This window comes from Pseudomonas sp. GL_135 (assembly GCF_057834665.1).
Genome location: NZ_CM174408.1, coordinates 2107830 through 2123786, shown reverse-complemented (window position 1 = coordinate 2123786; position 15957 = coordinate 2107830). Strand labels below are relative to the sequence as shown.

Annotated in this window: 17 protein-coding genes; 3 read left to right on the top strand and 14 right to left on the bottom strand. The window is 62.2% G+C overall.

Annotation, left to right across the window (positions count from 1 at the left end; all coding sequences use genetic code 11):
- Window positions 1-4 precede the first annotated feature (4 nt).
- The 3 genes from AC3ISG_RS09620 to AC3ISG_RS09610 are packed head-to-tail and all read right to left on the bottom strand — an operon-like array spanning window position 5 to window position 2883.
- A complete protein-coding gene (locus AC3ISG_RS09620) occupies window positions 5-214 on the bottom strand; it encodes a hypervirulence associated TUDOR domain-containing protein (RefSeq protein WP_272634917.1) in 210 nt (69 codons plus the stop codon).
- A 25-nt stretch (window positions 215-239) separates the two neighbouring features.
- Complete coding sequence (locus AC3ISG_RS09615; RefSeq protein ID WP_489299104.1) at window positions 240-2090, bottom strand: glycoside hydrolase family 15 protein; 1851 nt, start codon at window positions 2088-2090, stop codon at window positions 240-242.
- Window positions 2083-2883, bottom strand: a complete 801-nt coding sequence (locus AC3ISG_RS09610; protein WP_122534540.1) for a glucose 1-dehydrogenase — start codon at window positions 2881-2883, stop codon at window positions 2083-2085. Before AC3ISG_RS09610 ends, AC3ISG_RS09615 begins: the two co-directional genes overlap by 8 nt.
- 461 nt (window positions 2884-3344) lie before the next feature.
- Between AC3ISG_RS09610 and AC3ISG_RS09605 the strand changes: the two genes are divergently transcribed.
- Complete coding sequence (locus AC3ISG_RS09605; protein ID WP_489299103.1) at window positions 3345-4268, top strand: LysR family transcriptional regulator; 924 nt, start codon at window positions 3345-3347, stop codon at window positions 4266-4268.
- Window positions 4269-4576: 308 nt separating this feature from the next.
- Here the strand turns inward: AC3ISG_RS09605 and pstB are convergent, their stop codons facing one another.
- From pstB to AC3ISG_RS09565, 8 genes are all read right to left on the bottom strand, one after another.
- Window positions 4577-5356: a phosphate ABC transporter ATP-binding protein PstB gene (gene pstB, locus AC3ISG_RS09600; RefSeq protein WP_065988537.1), complete on the bottom strand. Its 780-nt coding sequence runs from the start codon at window positions 5354-5356 to the stop codon at window positions 4577-4579.
- A complete protein-coding gene (gene pstA, locus AC3ISG_RS09595; protein WP_122534538.1) occupies window positions 5356-6234 on the bottom strand; it encodes a phosphate ABC transporter permease PstA in 879 nt (292 codons plus the stop codon). Before pstA ends, pstB begins: the two co-directional genes overlap by 1 nt.
- Window positions 6231-7226, bottom strand: a complete 996-nt coding sequence (gene pstC / locus AC3ISG_RS09590; protein ID WP_065988539.1) for a phosphate ABC transporter permease subunit PstC — start codon at window positions 7224-7226, stop codon at window positions 6231-6233. Before pstC ends, pstA begins: the two co-directional genes overlap by 4 nt.
- A gap of 70 nt (window positions 7227-7296) precedes the next feature.
- The gene (pstS, locus tag AC3ISG_RS09585; protein WP_489299102.1) at window positions 7297-8316 is read right to left on the bottom strand and encodes a phosphate ABC transporter substrate-binding protein PstS; all 1020 of its coding nucleotides are present in this window, start codon (window positions 8314-8316) and stop codon (window positions 7297-7299) included.
- A gap of 403 nt (window positions 8317-8719) precedes the next feature.
- The gene (bla, locus tag AC3ISG_RS09580; RefSeq protein WP_489299101.1) at window positions 8720-9610 is read right to left on the bottom strand and encodes a class A beta-lactamase; all 891 of its coding nucleotides are present in this window, start codon (window positions 9608-9610) and stop codon (window positions 8720-8722) included.
- Window positions 9611-9816: 206 nt separating this feature from the next.
- Complete coding sequence (locus AC3ISG_RS09575) at window positions 9817-10020, bottom strand: hypothetical protein (RefSeq protein ID WP_489299100.1); 204 nt, start codon at window positions 10018-10020, stop codon at window positions 9817-9819.
- A 29-nt stretch (window positions 10021-10049) separates the two neighbouring features.
- On the bottom strand, window positions 10050-12119 hold the full coding sequence (locus tag AC3ISG_RS09570) for a 2Fe-2S iron-sulfur cluster-binding protein (protein WP_489299099.1): 2070 nt from the start codon (window positions 12117-12119) through the stop codon (window positions 10050-10052).
- 28 nt (window positions 12120-12147) lie between these two features.
- A complete protein-coding gene (locus tag AC3ISG_RS09565; protein ID WP_489299098.1) occupies window positions 12148-12771 on the bottom strand; it encodes a glutathione S-transferase family protein in 624 nt (207 codons plus the stop codon).
- Window positions 12772-13071: 300 nt separating this feature from the next.
- Here AC3ISG_RS09565 and AC3ISG_RS09560 point away from each other — a divergent pair, with 300 nt between their 5' ends.
- Together AC3ISG_RS09560 and AC3ISG_RS09555 are read left to right on the top strand one after the other, a co-directional pair.
- Window positions 13072-14007, top strand: a complete 936-nt coding sequence (locus tag AC3ISG_RS09560; RefSeq protein WP_489299097.1) for an MFS transporter — start codon at window positions 13072-13074, stop codon at window positions 14005-14007.
- An 18-nt stretch (window positions 14008-14025) separates the two neighbouring features.
- On the top strand, window positions 14026-14367 hold the full coding sequence (locus AC3ISG_RS09555) for a hypothetical protein (RefSeq protein ID WP_489299096.1): 342 nt from the start codon (window positions 14026-14028) through the stop codon (window positions 14365-14367).
- A 5-nt stretch (window positions 14368-14372) separates the two neighbouring features.
- Here AC3ISG_RS09555 and AC3ISG_RS09550 read toward each other — a convergent pair whose 3' ends face one another.
- The 3 genes from AC3ISG_RS09550 to cydB are packed head-to-tail and all read right to left on the bottom strand — an operon-like array spanning window position 14373 to window position 15949.
- The gene (locus tag AC3ISG_RS09550; protein WP_272634926.1) at window positions 14373-14675 is read right to left on the bottom strand and encodes a cyd operon YbgE family protein; all 303 of its coding nucleotides are present in this window, start codon (window positions 14673-14675) and stop codon (window positions 14373-14375) included.
- On the bottom strand, window positions 14665-14781 hold the full coding sequence (cydX, locus tag AC3ISG_RS09545) for a cytochrome bd-I oxidase subunit CydX (RefSeq protein ID WP_065988546.1): 117 nt from the start codon (window positions 14779-14781) through the stop codon (window positions 14665-14667). The genes AC3ISG_RS09550 and cydX overlap by 11 nt, the downstream gene beginning before the upstream one ends.
- A gap of 25 nt (window positions 14782-14806) precedes the next feature.
- Window positions 14807-15949, bottom strand: coding sequence for a cytochrome d ubiquinol oxidase subunit II (cydB, locus tag AC3ISG_RS09540; protein ID WP_272634927.1), 1143 nt, complete (start codon window positions 15947-15949; stop codon window positions 14807-14809).
- Between the last annotated feature and the right edge of the window lie 8 nt (window positions 15950-15957).

The following is a 15957-nucleotide window of genomic DNA, read 5'->3' as shown; positions in this document are numbered from 1 at the left end:
CGACTCAAGCCTTTTCCAGCGCGTCCTCTTTATGCATTGCGAGGTGGCCGGTTTTGTCGCTCTTGACCTCGTACTGTGGCGCCTCGGGTGAGGCGTGACGATGCCGGCCCATGAACTCGACTTCCTTGGTGTGCACCTTCATCACTTTGCCGACGATGTGCCCGGCCTCGGAATTCCAGCGCACATGGTCACCGACCTTGAATGCATGAGCCATTGATTTTCTCCTTGGGTTCAGGAAGTCAGGGCTGCCAGAGGGTCTGGCTGCCTTCCAGCTTGCGATCCAGAAAACTCGCCGCACTGATCAGCGCCAGGTGGCTGAGGGCTTGCGGGGTGTTGCCCAAGTGGTGGCCGTGGGCGTCGAATTCCTCGGCGTACAAGCCCAGCGGGTTCGCGTAGCGCAGTAACTGTTCGAACTCCAGATGCGCCTGCTCCACCCGCCCGGCGCGGGCCAGGCATTCGACGTACCAGAAGGAACAGGCAACAAACGCGCCTTCCTCACCTTCAAGGCCATCCTGGTGCTCATCGTCATTGCGATAACGGAAGACCATACCGTCGCGCACCAGCGCGCGCTCAATGGCCTCCAGCGTCTTCAGCCATTTGGGATCGCTGGCGCCTACGAAGCGCACCAGCGGCATGAGCAACATGGAGGCGTCGAGGTTCTTGCTGCCTTTGTGCTGGACGAAGTGGCCCAGATCGGCGTCCCAGAAGTTTTCCCAGATGTCATCGTGGATGGCCTGACGCGCCTGGTCCCAACGCTCGAATGGCGCCGGCAGCGAGCGTTTCAGCGACAGCCGCAGCGCCCGGTCCAGCGCGACCCAGCACATCAGCCGCGAATGGAGAAAATGCTGATCGTCGCCGCGCATCTCCCAGATGCCCACGTCCTTGCTGTTCCAGGTCTCGCACAGATCGTTGACCAACCGGGTGACGTGCTTCCAGCCCTCATGGGAAATGGCCTCGCCGTATTTGTTGGCCAGGTACACCGCATCGAGCAGCTCGCCGTAAATATCCAGCTGCGTTTGCTTGTAGGCCTCGTTGCCGATACGGACCGGGGATGCACCGCCGTAGCCGCTCAGGTGATCCAGTGCCTCTTCGGGCAATTCTTCGCGGCCGTCCAGCGCATAGAGAATCCCAAGCTTGCTGGCGTCCTCGCAGCAGTCGCCCATGCGCTCGCGGACCCAGTGCATGAAGGCGTTGGCTTCCTCGGTGTAGCCCAGGCGCATGAAGGCATAGACGGTGAACGACGCGTCGCGGATCCAGGTGTAGCGGTAGTCCCAGTTGCGCTCGCCGCCCTCTTCTTCCGGCAGGCCAAAGGTCGCCGCCGCGACGATGCCGCCATGCTTGCGTGAGGTCAGCAGCTTGAGCGCCAGGGCCGAGCGATTGACCACTTCGCGCCAGCGCCCCCGGTAATTGGAATGCCGGCTCCAGTGCTGCCAGTAGTTGACGGTGTTTTTCAGATCGCAGTCGCAATTCGTGGCCTTGACCAGCGGATCATCCGCGCCGCCGAGCATGAACTCCACCACATCGCCCTGCTTCATTTCGAACTCGGCCGCCGCGGCATGGCCTTCGAGGGTCAATTGAGTGGTTGCGGCCAGACGCATGGAGGGCTGGCCTTCGGCGTCAAAGCGGATGTCATCGCCGTCCATCTGCGCGGTGGTGTCGGCGCGGCTGTAATCGTGGCGTACCCGGCAGCGCATGCGCACGGCGGTTTGGCCGTGACGCACATGAATGCGGCGGATCAGGCGCGGCAGGTTGTCCACTTCGGACGCGATGGGCATCAGGTCGGTGACTTCTACCACGGCGTCCTTGGCAATCCAGCGCGTCATCAGCACGTTGGTTTCCGGCAGGTACAGCTGCTGGCGACGGGCATCAGGGAGGATCGGCGCCAGCTGGAAAATCCCGGCGTCCGGGGTGTCCAGCAGCGCGGTAAAAATGCTGGGGCTGTCGAAATCGGGCCAGCAGCAGAAGTCGATGCTCCCGGTGTCGGCGACCAGCGCCGCACTGCGCATGTCGCCGATGATGCCGTGGTTTTCGATAGCGTTCTGCGGTTCTTGCTCGGTCGGGTCATCCGGGTTCGGGGTGTGCTCAGCCATTGTTGCGGAACTCCGGGTAGAGGCTCATGCCGCCGTCGATGAACAGCGTCGTGCCATGCACATAATCGGAGGCATCCGAGGCCAGCCAGACGATGGCGTTGGCCACATCGTCGGCCTCGCCCACCCGACCGTACGGGATCAGCTCCAGCAGTTTCTTTTCGGCGTCGCCACTGGTGGCCTTGGTGTTGATGGCCGTGCGAATCGCCCCTGGCGCAATGCTGTTGACACGGATGCGCTGTTCGCCAACCTCTTGGGCAATGCTGCGCATCAGCAAATCGACGCCGCCCTTCGAGGCGGCGTAATTGACGTGACCGGCCCAAGGGATGACCTGATGCACCGAGCTCATGTGGATGATTTTGCCCCGGGCGCGGGACACCTCAGGGCGGAGGTCCTGTTTGGCGAACTGCCGCACGGCGGCGCGCGCACAGAGGAACTGACCGGTGAGGTTGACGTTAATGACGGTGTTCCAGTCTTCGAGTGACATGTCGGCGAAGGCGGCATCCTTCTGCAGCCCCGAATTGGCGACGAGGATGTCCAGACGGCCGAATGCGTCGAGGGTCTCGGCGAAGAGCCTTTCCACGTCCTGCTCGTTGGAGACGTCGGCACCGATGGCGATGGCCTGGCCACCCGCCTCAATGATTTCTTGCGCGAGCTTCTGCGCGGGTTCGGGTTGCGAGTGGTAGTTGATCACCACCGCCGCGCCTGACGCCGCCAGCCCTTTCGCTGCGCCGGCACCCAGTCCGGAGCTGGCGCCGGTGACGATGGCGACTTGGCCTTTCAACGAAATCTGCATGGAATGTAGAGCCTTATGGTGAGCGTTTTAATGCTGACTCACGGGGTTCTGCCGAAGTTCAGCGGGATGAGTACGCCCGTGGCGAAAAGCCCCCCCGGTTGGCATTGGCAGCCAGGGCCTTGGCGGTCCGCTGCAGAACTGAGGGTGCACGGACTGGCCTCTTCCCGGCTGAAGCCGGTCCCACTAACAGCATGCGCATACCCTGTGGGACCGGCTTTAGCCGGGAAGGCGTCGGTGATCACGCCGCAAAATCGAGGGTGCCCGGATTAGCCTCTTCCCGGCTGAAGCCGGTCTTACAATTCGCAGCCCAGCCGGTCCTGCCAATAGCATCCGCATATCCAGTTGGACTGGCTTTAGCCGGGAACGCTGGACGCCGAACAACCGCGCTCCATAAACTGGCGCCCATCATGTCGCAGGCCATCCACAGCAGGGTGACCAATGTCGGGTAACGGGGACGATCTATGAATCGCAATGAGCTGCGCAAGGCCGACATCAACCTGATGGTGGTGTTCGAGACCTTGATGCAAGAGCGTAACGTGACCCGCGCCGCCGAGAAGCTGTTCCTCGGCCAACCCACCATCAGCGCTGCCCTCAATCGCCTGCGTGCGCTGTTCAACGACCCGCTGTTCATTCGCGTCGGTCACCGCATGGAGCCCACGGCGCGGGCCAACGAGATCATCAGTCACCTGTCGCCGGCACTGGACGCCATGTCCGTGGCCCTGAGCCTCACGCGGGAATTTGACCCGGCCAGCAGCGACATGACCTTCCGCATCGGGCTGTCCGACGACGTCGAATACAGCCTGCTGCCGCCGATGCTGCGCGCGATTCGTGAAGAAGCACCGGGCATCGTGCTGGTGATCAAACAGGTCAATTTCTGGAATGTTTCGGAGCTGCTCATGTCTGGCGACATCACCGTTGGCGTCTGCCTGACCCGTGAACTGCCGGCCAACGCCAAGCGGAAAATGCTCCGCACCGTGCAGCCAATGGTGGTGCGCGCCGACGCTTCGCCTGAGCCAATCACCCTGGATGAATACTGCACGCGGCCCCACGTCGTGGTTTCCCACGTGGCGAACATTTCAAGCTTTGCGGATGAATGGCTGGCCGCGATCGGGCGCAAGCGCACCGCCGTATTGTCGGTGCCGCAATACAGCACGTTGCCGGCGTTGATGGAGGGGACGGATCTGCTGTGTAACCTGCCGGATCACCTGACCCGTGCCATGGCCCGGACCGGTCTGCGCGGTGAACCGCTGCCGTTCGTGACGCCGAACCTGGACCTGTCGATGGTCTGGCTCAGCGTTATGGACACTGACCCCGCCGAACGCTGGCTGCGCAAGCGGCTGGAGGCGTTCATGGGGGATTCGAGCGCGACCAGCTCTCCGCAGTAGCGCCTGACGCCTTCCCGACTAAAACCAGTCCTGCTGACTGCCAGCGATCAACTGTAGGACCGGCTTTAGCCGGGAAGACGCCGGTTTGTACACCACCAAGTTTCCGGTGCAGCGGCCGACGCATTCCCGGCTGAAGCCGGTCCCACAAACACCCTGCGATCAACTGTAGGACCGGCTTTAGCCGGGAAGACGCCGGATTGAACACCCACGCATCTGCGGTGTGACGACCAATGCATTCCCGGCTAAAGCCGGTCCTGCGAGGCGCGCGGTCCCACTAAAACCTCTCGCCGCGCCAGCAATACTCTCAATCAGCCAAAACGACCGGTGATGTAATCCTCGGTCTGGGTCTTGGACGGCTTGGTGAAGATGGTGTCGGTGTCACCGTGTTCGATCAGTTCGCCCATGAACATGAACGCGGTGTAGTCCGAGCAACGGGCCGCCTGTTGCATGTTGTGGGTCACGATGATCACCGTGAACTGCTCTTTGAGCTCGGTGATCAGCTGTTCAATGCGACCGGTGGAGATCGGGTCGAGGGCTGAAGTCGGTTCGTCCAGCAACAGCACTTGCGGGCGCAGCGCGATGGTGCGGGCGATGCACAGACGCTGTTGCTGACCACCGGAAAGACTCTGGGCGCTCTGCTTGAGCTTGTCTTTCACTTCATCCCACAACGCCGCGCCACGCAGGGCCTGCTCGACGCGCTCTTCCATCTCGCGACGGGAGAGTTTTTCGTGGTGACGCACCGCGTAGGCGATGTTGTCGTAGATCGACATCGGGAACGGCACCGGCTTCTGGAACACCATGCCGACGTTGCTGCGCAGGCGGTTCATCGAGTAGCCCGGGGCCAGAATGTTCTCCCCGTTGAGCATCACTTCGCCTTTGGCTTCCTGCTTCGGGTACATCGAGTAAATGCGGTTGAACACGCGCAGCAGCGTGGACTTGCCGCAGCCGGACGGGCCGATGATCGCGGTGATGCGCTTCTCTGGGATGATCATGTCGACCGACTTCAGCGAGCGCTGAGTGCCGTAGTAGAAATCGAGACCGCGTACCTGGATTTTGGTTTTTTCGTCGGCGAGGGAAAGGTTGTTCATCAGGACGCCCTATTGCGCAAAAGGAGAAGACGGGAACTGAGGCTCAGTACCAGTACAAACATGGTCATAATCAAAGCGCCGGCCCAGGCCAGGGAATGCCAGTCATCGAACGGACTCATCGCGTACTGGAAGATCACCACAGGCACGCTTGCGATCGGTTTGAGCAGGTCACTGCTCCAGAACTGGTTACCGAAGGCGGTGAACAGCAGCGGCGCGGTTTCGCCGGTGATGCGCGCCAGCGCCAGCAGGATGCCGGTCACCACGCCGGCTTTGGCCGCACGCAGGACGATCTGCAAGGTCAGCTTCCATTGCGGCACACCCAGGGCCAGTGCGGCTTCGCGCATGGTCGACGGTTGCAGCTGAAGCATTTCATCGGTGGTTCGTACCACCACCGGGATCACCAGCAGTGCCAGGGCCAGGGCGCCGGCGATGGCGGAGAAACCGACCTGGTGGTTGGTCACGGCGCTGAGGGGCAGAATCACCGCGGTGTACACGAACAGACCGAGCACGATTGACGGTGCCGACAGCAGAATGTCGTTGATGAAGCGCACCGCATTGCCCAGCTTGGTGTTGCGGGCAAACTCTGCCAGCCAGATCCCGGCCATCAAACCAATCGGCGTGCCGATCAGCAGGCCGATGCCAGACATCAGGATGCTGCCGTAAAAGGCGTTGGCCAGACCGCCCGATGAGCCCGGTGGCGGGGTCATGTCGGTGAACAGCCGCAGGTTAAGCGCTTCGAACCCGTTGACGATCGTGGTCAGCAGAATCCACACCAGCCACAACAGACCGAAGGCCGTCGCGGCGCAGCTCAGGACCATTGCGATCCTGTTTTTGATGGCCCGCGAGCGGTACAGGTTTTCGTTATCGGCCTTACTCATAGACCCTCCTTGCGCGACAGACGAGAGAGCATCAGACGGGCGATCGCCAGCACGATGAAGGTGACCACGAACAGCAGGAAGCCCAGGGCAATCAGCGCAGAACGGTGCAGGTCGGTGTAGGCCTCGCTGAACTCGTTGGCAATCACCGAAGCAATCGAGCTGCTCGGCATCATCAGCGATGCCGAGAACTGGTGGGCGTTGCCCAGCACGAAGGTCACCGCCATGGTTTCACCGAGGGCACGGCCTAGGCCCAGGAACACACCGCCGACCACCGCAGAGCGGGTATAAGGCAGGACGATGTCCCAGACCACTTCCCAGGTCGTGCCGCCCAGTGCGTACGCCGACTCTTTCAGGGCAATGGGCACGCTGCGGAACACTTCAGTCATGACCGAGGTGATGAACGGGATAATCATGATCGCCAGCACGATGCCGGCGGTGAGCATGCCGATACCCAGTGGCGGGCCCTGAAACACCGGGCCGATCAGCGGCAGCGCGCCAAGGTTGTCGTTGATCCAAGGGGCCATGTATTGCGCCATGAACGGGCCGAACACGAACAGGCCCCACATGCCGTAGATGATCGAAGGAATGCCGGCCAGCAGTTCCACCGCCGAAGCGATGGGCATGCGCAACCAGGGCGGTGCGACTTCAGTCAGAAAAACCGCGATGCCGAAGCTCACCGGAACGGCGATCAGCAGCGCGAGAAAGGAGGTGACCAGCGTGCCGTAGATCGGCACCAACGCGCCGAACTTGCCGTTGACCACGTCCCATTCGGTACTGGTAAGAAATTCGAAGCCAAAGGTCTTGAACGCCAGGGCACCGCCCCAGAGTGTCGAGCCGGCGATACTCGCCAGCAACAGCAGCACCAACAGAGCCGCTCCCAGCATCGTGCGCCGAAACCAGGCGTCGTGTCGGTGATCGCGGGCCGCGCGTTTTTCGCTCTCGGATATTGCATCCGGAATCACAGCGGACATGTATTGGGTGTTATCAGTCATGGTAGGTCCACTCGCAAGGAAACCCTGTCACCGAGCGCTCGGTGACAGGGGTTAGCCGGATGACGTCGAGTTACTTGGTGAACTCGGTTTTCCAGTAGTCTTCGATCTTGCTGACCAACGAGGCAGGCAGAGGGACGTATTCCAGTTTTTCAGCGGCGCTCTGACCTTTTTCCAGGGACCATTTGAAGAAGTCGAAAGCAGCAGCGCTTTTCTCGGCGTTCTTCGGTTGCTTGTACATGATGATCCAGGTGGTCGCGGTGATCGGCCATGCCGTCTTGCCCGGCGCGTTGGTCATGATCAGGTTGAAGTCTTTGGCGTTGGCCCAATCAGCGGTGTCAGCAGCTGCGGCGAAGGCTTTCGCGTCAGGCTTGATGTACTCGCCAGCAGAGTTCTGCAGTTGGGTGAAAGCGATATCGCTTTTGGTGGCGTAGGAGTATTCAACGTAACCGATCGAGCCCTTGATCTGTTTTACGTAAGCCGCCACACCTTCGTTACCCTTGCCGCCCACGCCCACCGGCCATTGAACAGCGGAGCCGGTGCCTGGACCGGATTTCCATGCGTCACTGACTTTGGTCAGGTAGCTGGTGAAGTTGAAGGAAGTGCCCGAGCCGTCCGAACGGTGAACGACGGTGATAGCGGTTTCAGGCAGCTTTACACCCGAGTTCATTGCGACGATTGCAGGATCGTTCCACTTGGTGATTTTGCCCTGGAAAATGTCAGCGAGGACCTGGCCACTCAGTTTCAGGTCGTTGGCCTTCACGCCTTCGATGTTGACGACCGGAACGATACCGCCGATCACGCTTGGGAATTGACCCAGGCCGCCGGCCTTGAGGTCTTCCGCGGACATCGGGGCGTCGGACGCGCCGAAGTCTACGGTGGCAGCCTTGATCTGGGCGATACCGCCACCCGAACCGATCGACTGGTAGTTGACGCGATTGTCAGCAGTTTTGCTGTAGTCCTGCGACCACTGGGAGATAACCGGGAATACGAAACTCGAACCAGCGCCCGTCACATCAACGGCGTGTGCCATACCCGACAGGCACATCGAAGCCATCAGAAGCGACAGGCGTTTTTTAGTCAGCAGAATCACGGCAATACCTCAACAAGAGAATTTTGTGTGTGTGGTCACAGTTGAAGACCCGAGGCAGATTTAAAACCGGAAACATTTCTGTTTGATGACAGTCTTGAGACCGCGCGCAAAAACGGAGGCGTCTGTCAGCTTTTTCCTACAGCTTGTAAAACTGGAATGCCCGGTTTTGCTGGCTGCGGCTGAAGTTGTCTAGCGGAAGGGAATTTAGTGTCAATGGGCCACATGTCAGCGCGAAGGCGAGCATTTTGTCGCAATTACCCAAGGCATGGGGCACCGCAGGGGCGGCGTAGCGCCGTCGTAGGGCGTAGGCAGAGCTCCGCTGTTTGCGGCGAATGGCAGATTCATGGCGGCAATGTGTATCGAGATCTTACGATTCGCCGCGATACACCTCGACGCTCGCCCTTTACACCGCAGCAACCAGACGCCCGATGTCGGCCATCAGCACATTGATCTGATCACCGCTGGCCTTGGAGCCGGTGTAATAAGCTGTGACAAGGATGGGCGACCGGTCGCCGGGCCAGATCACGGCGACGTCGTTACTGCCATTGTTGGCGCCGGAGCCGGTCTTATCGCCCACACGCCAATGGGCAGGCACCCCAGCGCGCAACTTCTTGTCACCCGTCTGGTTGTTCACCAGCCACGCTGTCAGTTGATCGCGGGACGGCAGCGTTAGCTCACTGCCCAGAACGAGGGTGTCCAGGGTGTGCAGCATGGCGACGGGCGTCGTGGTGTCGCGCGGGTCACCCGGCCGGTTTTCATTTAGCTCTGGCTCACGTCGGTCGAGGCGGGTTTGTGTGTCACCGATCGATCGCAGCCAGGCGGTCAACGCATCAGGGCCGCCCACGCTGTCGAGCAGCACGTTGGCCGCCGTGTTGTCGCTCAGCGTCATCGCTGCCTCGCACAGTGAACCGACGCTCAGCCCCTGCCCGCCCACGTGCAGCTCGGTGGTGGGTGAATACGGCACCAGTTGCTCGGCGGAATAAGCGATGCGCCGCGCAAGGTCCTCCTGCTTTTGATCGACGCGCGACAGCACGCAGGCGGCGGCGAGGCATTTAAAGGTGCTGCACAGGGCAAATCGTTCATCGCCGCGATGGCTGATCAGGCGCTGGCTGGCCGTATCCAAAATAGCGACACCCAGCCGGCCGCCATGACGATGTTCGAGGTCGGCCAGCTGTTGCTGGATGATCCGGTCCGAAGACGGCGCGGGCCGTCGTTCGGCAGCGAACGAGGGAAGGCTCAGCAGCGAGGGCACAGCCAACAACGATACGCCAATGAGGGTTCTGCGGGTGATCAAGATGAACGTCCTTGTGAAGGGCAACGAGCGACGCACGGCTGATGGCAGCCATCCCATGATAAGAGGAGCTGCCGGTGAGCCGCTGCGAACGGTAAGAAAACCGGCGCACATCATCCTTCCAGACGCTGGGACATTACAACCATAAGCCGCAAAACCGGCACCGTCACGGGACCGAGCTCATCGCACATCGCCCATCGCGCGCCGCCTCAGTGTGATCGTTTGAAGGCCGACACCGAACGCACCCACATGAACAGCCGCAACGTCGCTGGCGTGTCGATGGGCTCGTGGCTCGCCGCAAGCTCGCCGGCCAGGGACGCCAGCGACTGCGGCAACAACCAGGAGACCTCCTGCTCGGCGGCCTGATAAGGCATCGGGGTTTCATCTTTCTCGAACGCTGGCCATGGGTTCATCGCCGTCTCTCCCGCACACGCATGGATGGTTACAGATCGAGCACCAACGGCCCTGAAGCCGGGACTGCGCAGCAGATCAGCACGTGGTCCGGCGCCGGCCTTTCAGCGGGCGGGACCGGGTAATGCACCTGGCCACTGACGAGCCGGGTCTTGCAGGTGCCACAGGATCCGCCGCGACAGCTGAACTCCGGGCTGAGCCCGCGGCTTTCGGCCAGTTCGAGCAACGTGCCGCCGGCGGGTTGCCAGCGCGCCTCCTTGGCAGAGCGTTCGAACACCACCGGCACCGCTTCAGTGGCGGCGGGTGGTTGCTCAAAGGCGATCGCCTGGGAATCGCCGCTGCGCTTCAGGCTGGACGGGCCGAACGTCTCGGCATGGATGCGCTCGTCGCGAATGTGCAGGCCGCGCAGGCCGTCGTAGATCGCCTGGGTAAATGCGGCCGGCCCGCACACATAGAAATCAAAATCGTCGAACGGCAGCAGCGCCTTAAGCAGGTCGAGGTCGATACGGCCGGTCAGCTGGAAATCTTCACCCGCTCGCGCCGACGTTTCCGGCTGGCTCAGCACACGGATCGCTGTCAGCTGATCGCCAGCCTTTGCAATAAGTGTGTCCACTTCTTCGCGAAACGCCAGGTCGGCCAGACGACGGGCACTCTGGATGAACCAGGTCGCCCGCCCTCCTCGCACCCGTTTTCCTTCGTAGATGACTTCTCGCAGCATCGACAGCATGGGCGTGACACCAATCCCCGCACCCAGCAGCACCAACGGCCGGCGCTCTTGCGGGTCCACCACGAAACTGCCCTGGGGCGCCCGCGCCTGGAGCAGATCCCCGACCTTGACCTGATCATGCAGGTACGCCGAGGCCAGGCCGTCGCGCTTGACGCTGATGCGAAAGAATCCGTCGGACGGCGCGCTCGACAGGCTGTAGGTCCGGATCAATGGTCGCGCAGGACTGTCCTGCGATACCGGGAGCGCCAGACGCAGCGGCAGGTGCTGCCCGGCCTTGAACGCGGGCAACCCGGCGCCGTCCGCAGGCTCGAGATAGAACGAACGGATGCCGTCGCTTTCGTCCTCGATCCGCGTCACCCGCATGGGCCGCCATTGATCGCGCAGGGCATCGGCTTGCAAACGGGCGGCGGTCTGCTGCCAATCGCCGGTCATCAGGCTGTTCGGCGACCACCCTTGGAATTCCCAGCGCGAGCGCAACGCCGCCGGCCGACGCACCACCTGTTCCACCCGCACTTGCCAGAGCCGTTCGGCGCCTTGAAACGCCGCGATGTCCGGCCCGTCGAGGATTAACGTGACAGTGCCTGCCACCTGCAACAGATCGCCGGTCTGGAAATCAACAAACAGCAGACCCGCTCTGGGGTTGAGCTGGAAATTGCCCAGCGTATTGAAAAACAGGTTGCCGGCGAAATCCGGGATGGTCAGCACGTCGCCCTCCACCCGCACGAACCCGGCCTGGCCGCCACGGTGGGAGACGTCCACCGAACGATGGGGCTGCGCGCCCTCAAGGTCGACATAACTGGCGACGAAGAAGGTGTCAGCGCCACGAATGGTGGCGGTGGCGGCATCATCCAGTGCGGTCAATCGCTGCACCGGGGGACGCTCCGCCACAGCGTTGAGCGGCACCTGCTTCAGCGCCCGCAGCTGAATGTACTGCGGGCAGTTGCCATAGGAGTGCTCGACGCTCACCGAGAAACCGTTTTCCCGCACCTCGCTGATGTGACCGTTGAGGCGGTTGCGACGGCGGGTGTGCAGGTCGATGCCGAGCATTCCCACCGCCGCGCCCGGCGCGAATTCGCCGCCGGCCGGGTCTTCGGCGTCGGGTCGTCGGGTGATGTGCAGCTGCCTGGCATCGGGGGACTGGATAAAACCCGGCTGGGCGTCCAGCAGACTTGCCCATGGCCAGCCCTCAGCGTCCACGGCGCCGATGATCAGGTACGGCAGATGCTCGTAGAACTCACGGTGCTGATCGGGCATATAGTCGCGAATGACGCGCTTGCCCAAGGTTTCCATGCGTTCTGCGACGCCGACCTTGGCCTGCAGAGCGCGCTCGCCGGAATGCCATGGCGATGCTGTTTCAGTGCGGATCTCGTTCATGGCGCGAACTCCCTGGACTCCCGGATGATTACTTGACCAGCCCTGCCGCCGTGCGTGGCATGGGCGTGAAGCCCGGCAGGTTTTCGATGCGCGCCAGCCATGCCTGCACGTTGGCGTACTCGTCCAGCGACACATTGCCCTCGGGTGCGTGGGCGATGTAGCTGTAGGCGGCAACATCGGCGATGGTGGCGTGATCGGTGGCGAGGAATTCGCGGCCGCTCAGGTGCTGATCGATCACGAGCAGCGCGTCATGGGCACGCTGGATCGTGTCTTTCGGATCGAAGCCCGCGCCGAACACCGTGATCAGACGCGCCCGCGCCGGGCCCAGATAAATCGCGCCAGACGCGGCAGACAACCAGCGCTGCACCTGCGCCGCGGCCTCGGGATCATTCGGCAACCAGCGGCCCGACGGGTCATACTTCTTAGCCAGATACACAAGAATCGCGGTTGAATCGGCGACGATGACACCGTTGTCGTCAATCACCGGCACTTGGCCGAAAGCGTTGATGGCCAGGAATTCCGGCTTCTTCTGCTCGCCCTTGGCCAGATCAACAAACTGAATCTTCGGATCAAGGCCCAGCAGCGACAACATCAGCTCGGCGCGGTGGGAGTGGCCGGACAACGGGAAGTGATAGAGCGTGATAGCGGTCATGGGGTGAGCTCCAGGGCAAGTGAATCAACTCAGCGTGGGGCGGCGGTGCCGCAATGGTGAGCCGCGCTGGTGGAATGAATAGTGGGCTTGACCGCTTGATTGGAGAATGACCAGAAAAAGCAATCCACTGTTTCACGGGGTGAAACGCCGGGCGTGGAATCCCGCTGTTTGAACCGCTCACACGGCTCGCGCCTCTCCTATCTGCAACATTCAGAAATATCCCCTTGACGGAGGCCCAACGGCTGAGCGCTCATATTGCAGTATGCCCATCATCCAACTGCGGCTCTCTGGTGAATTTCCATGGTTTCGTCCCTTCTGGCGGCTTCGCTGTCGCGCCGTCGCATTCACTACAGCTGGGTGATCCTCGCCGTCACTTTCCTGACCATGCTGGTGATGGCCGGTGCAGTGGGCGCGCCGGGGGTGTTCATCCGGCCGCTGCAAGCGGAATTCGGCTGGGACACCGCCGAGATTTCTTCGGCGCTGGCGATCCGCTTTGCCCTGTTCGGGCTGGTCGGCCCTTTCGCCGCCGCGTTCATGAACCACTTCGGCCTGCGCAAAGTGGTGCTGACGGCCCTGACACTGGTCGCCAGCGGCATGGTCTTGTCGCTGTTCATGACCCAGTTCTGGCAACTGGTGCTGCTGTGGGGCGTGGTGGTCGGCTTCGGTACAGGGCTGACGGCGATGGTGCTCGGCGCCACCGTCGCGACGCGCTGGTTCTCCGCGCGTCGCGGACTGGCGATGGGTTTACTGTCGGCGAGTTCTGCCACGGGCCAGTTGGTGTTCATGCCGTTGCTGGCGAACATGACCGAGCATTTCGGCTGGCGCACGGCGCTAACGTGCATCTGCGCAGCCATCGTCATTGCCGGCGTCGCGGTGCTGGCACTGATGCGCAACCGCCCTGCCGATCTGCAGTTGCCGCTCTATGGCGATGAGGACATTCATCCCGTTGCCGAGAGCAGCCAGACGTTCATTCAGCTGTTGATCACGCCGCTGCGGGTGCTGCGCGACGTGTCGAAAACCTGGACGTTCTGGGTGCTGTTCATGACGTTCTTCATCTGCGGCGCCAGCACCAACGGCCTGATTCAGACCCACTTCATCAGCCTGTGCGGCGATTACGGCCTGGCCGCGACGACGGCAGCCGGAATGCTGGCGGTGATGGGGATTTTTGATTTCTTCGGCACCATAGGCTCCGGCTGGTTGTCGGACCGGTTCGATAATCGCTGGCTGCTGTTCTGATACTACGGCTTTCGCGGCGTGTCGCTGGTGCTGCTGCCCTTTCTTGATTTCACTGTGTTCGGGCTGTCGGTGTTTGCCCTGTTGTACGGGCTGGACTGGATCGCCACGGTGCCGCCGACGGTGAAGCTGACCGCCCAGCGATTTGGCGCAGAACGCGCCAATATCGTGTTTGGCTGGGTGTTCGCCGGGCATCAGCTGGGTGCAGCGTTTGCCGCCTTCGGCGCCGGCTGGACGCGCACGCATTTCGCCACGTACCTGCCGGCGTTTTTCATTTCCGGCCTGTTGTGTGCGATTGCCGCGTTGATCGCGCTGTCCATCGTGCCCGCGGTGAAGACGGCCAACGCTGCAGCTGCCTCATAAAGCGCCTAAAGCCACTGCCGCGCCGTCAGCCACATCCCAAAACCCAAGGCCATCAGCGACCAGGCCAGCAGCGGGTGAAACACCACCCGCCAAGCCATCGCCCGCGGCTCGAAACCGACGCCGTGGACAAACCCTCCGGCCACGCCCCACATGATCAGCATCAGCAGGCTGTGGGAGTAATGGCCGTTGGCGTCGAGCATCGACGCCGGGTGAATCAGCAGCACCAGGCTCAGCGGCGCGGCCATCAGCAGGGACAACGCCCGGCCGACGGCGTGCCTGAAGGGTGCATTCAGCGCTTCAGCGGTCACGGCCGCTCTCCAGCGCTGCAGCGTCGGATGACTCCAGCCACAGCGCGTTGATGATGCCGAAGCTGCAGGCCAGCAACACGCCGAGAATCCAGGCGAAATACCACATAGTTGTCTCTCCTCTAAAACGTGGTTCAGTACAGGCCGTGGGGGTTGTGGTCGATGTGCGCGGTGGTGACCTTGCCCCACATCTTGGCGTAGCACCACAGCGTGTAGCAGAGGATCAACGGCACGAAAATCGACGCCGCGATCAGCATGATCATCAGGGTTTTATGGCTGGAAACGGCGTCCCACACGGTCAGGCTCGACACCGGGTCCAGGCTCGACGGCATGACGAACGGGAACAGCGCGAAACCTGCCGTGCACAAAGCGCCGACGATGGCCAGGCTGCTGCCGAGGAACGCCGTCCTGCCCTGCCCCGCACTGGCGCCGAGCAAGGCCAGCAAGCCACCGAAAATCCCCAACAACGGTGCGACGACCGTCAGCGGGTGCTGCTGATAATTCCCCAGCCAGCCGTGGTTGCTGGCCGTCACGGTTTTCGCCAGCGGGTTGAGCGCAGCGCCAGCATCGAACGCCGAAGTGATCGCCAGGCCCTGAATGCCGCCGAGCAACAGCCACACGCCGGCCCCGATGAACGACAGCAAGAACACGAGCGACAACCACTGGGCCGCACGGCGGGAGCGTTGGGCAATGGCCCCTTCGGTGCGCATCATCAGCCAGCTGCCGCCGTGCAGGCCGAGCATGCTCAGGCTGACCACGCCGGCCAGCAGGCCAAACGGGCTCAACAGCTGCCAGAAGTTGCCGTGATAGCTGGAGCGCAGGGTGTCGTCGAACTGGAACGGCACGCCCAGCAACAGGTTGCCGAACGCCACGCCGAAGACCAGCGACGGCACCACGCCACCGATGAACAGGCCCCAGTCCCAGCTCTGCCGCCAGCGGGTGTTTTCCAGCTTGCTGCGGTAATCGAACCCTACCGGGCGCACGAACAGCGCAAACAGCACCAGCAGCAGCGCCCAATACAAACCCGAGAACGCCGCGGCGTAGACCAGTGGCCATGCGGCAAAAAGCGCACCGCCGGCGGTGATCAGCCAGACTTGATTGCCGTCCCAGTGCGGGGCGATGGTGTTGATGACCACGCGCCGCTCGGTGTCGCTGCGCCCGACGTAGGGCATCAGCATCGCTGCACCCAGGTCGAAGCCATCGGTGAGGGCGAAGCCGATCAGCAACACGCCGACCAGCACCCACCAGATCATTTTCAGTGTCTCGTAATCGAACATCGGTGATT

Excerpts from the sequence above, each read along its gene's own strand:
- AC3ISG_RS09620 (WP_272634917.1), bottom strand. The coding sequence starts at position 214 with ATGGCTCATGCATTCAAGGTCGGTGACCATGTGCGCTGGAATTCCGAG.
- AC3ISG_RS09615 (WP_489299104.1), bottom strand. The coding sequence starts at position 2,090 with ATGGCTGAGCACACCCCGAACCCGGATGACCCGACCGAGCAAGAACCG.
- AC3ISG_RS09610 (WP_122534540.1), bottom strand. The coding sequence starts at position 2,883 with ATGCAGATTTCGTTGAAAGGCCAAGTCGCCATCGTCACCGGCGCCAGC.
- AC3ISG_RS09605 (WP_489299103.1), top strand. The coding sequence starts at position 3,345 with ATGAATCGCAATGAGCTGCGCAAGGCCGACATCAACCTGATGGTGGTG.
- pstB (WP_065988537.1), bottom strand. The coding sequence starts at position 5,356 with ATGAACAACCTTTCCCTCGCCGACGAAAAAACCAAAATCCAGGTACGC.
- pstA (WP_122534538.1), bottom strand. The coding sequence starts at position 6,234 with ATGAGTAAGGCCGATAACGAAAACCTGTACCGCTCGCGGGCCATCAAA.
- pstC (WP_065988539.1), bottom strand. The coding sequence starts at position 7,226 with ATGACTGATAACACCCAATACATGTCCGCTGTGATTCCGGATGCAATA.
- AC3ISG_RS09575 (WP_489299100.1), bottom strand. The coding sequence starts at position 10,020 with ATGAACCCATGGCCAGCGTTCGAGAAAGATGAAACCCCGATGCCTTAT.
- AC3ISG_RS09570 (WP_489299099.1), bottom strand. The coding sequence starts at position 12,119 with ATGAACGAGATCCGCACTGAAACAGCATCGCCATGGCATTCCGGCGAG.
- AC3ISG_RS09565 (WP_489299098.1), bottom strand. The coding sequence starts at position 12,771 with ATGACCGCTATCACGCTCTATCACTTCCCGTTGTCCGGCCACTCCCAC.
- AC3ISG_RS09560 (WP_489299097.1), top strand. The coding sequence starts at position 13,072 with ATGGTTTCGTCCCTTCTGGCGGCTTCGCTGTCGCGCCGTCGCATTCAC.
- cydX (WP_065988546.1), bottom strand. The coding sequence starts at position 14,781 with ATGTGGTATTTCGCCTGGATTCTCGGCGTGTTGCTGGCCTGCAGCTTC.
- cydB (WP_272634927.1), bottom strand. The coding sequence starts at position 15,949 with ATGTTCGATTACGAGACACTGAAAATGATCTGGTGGGTGCTGGTCGGC.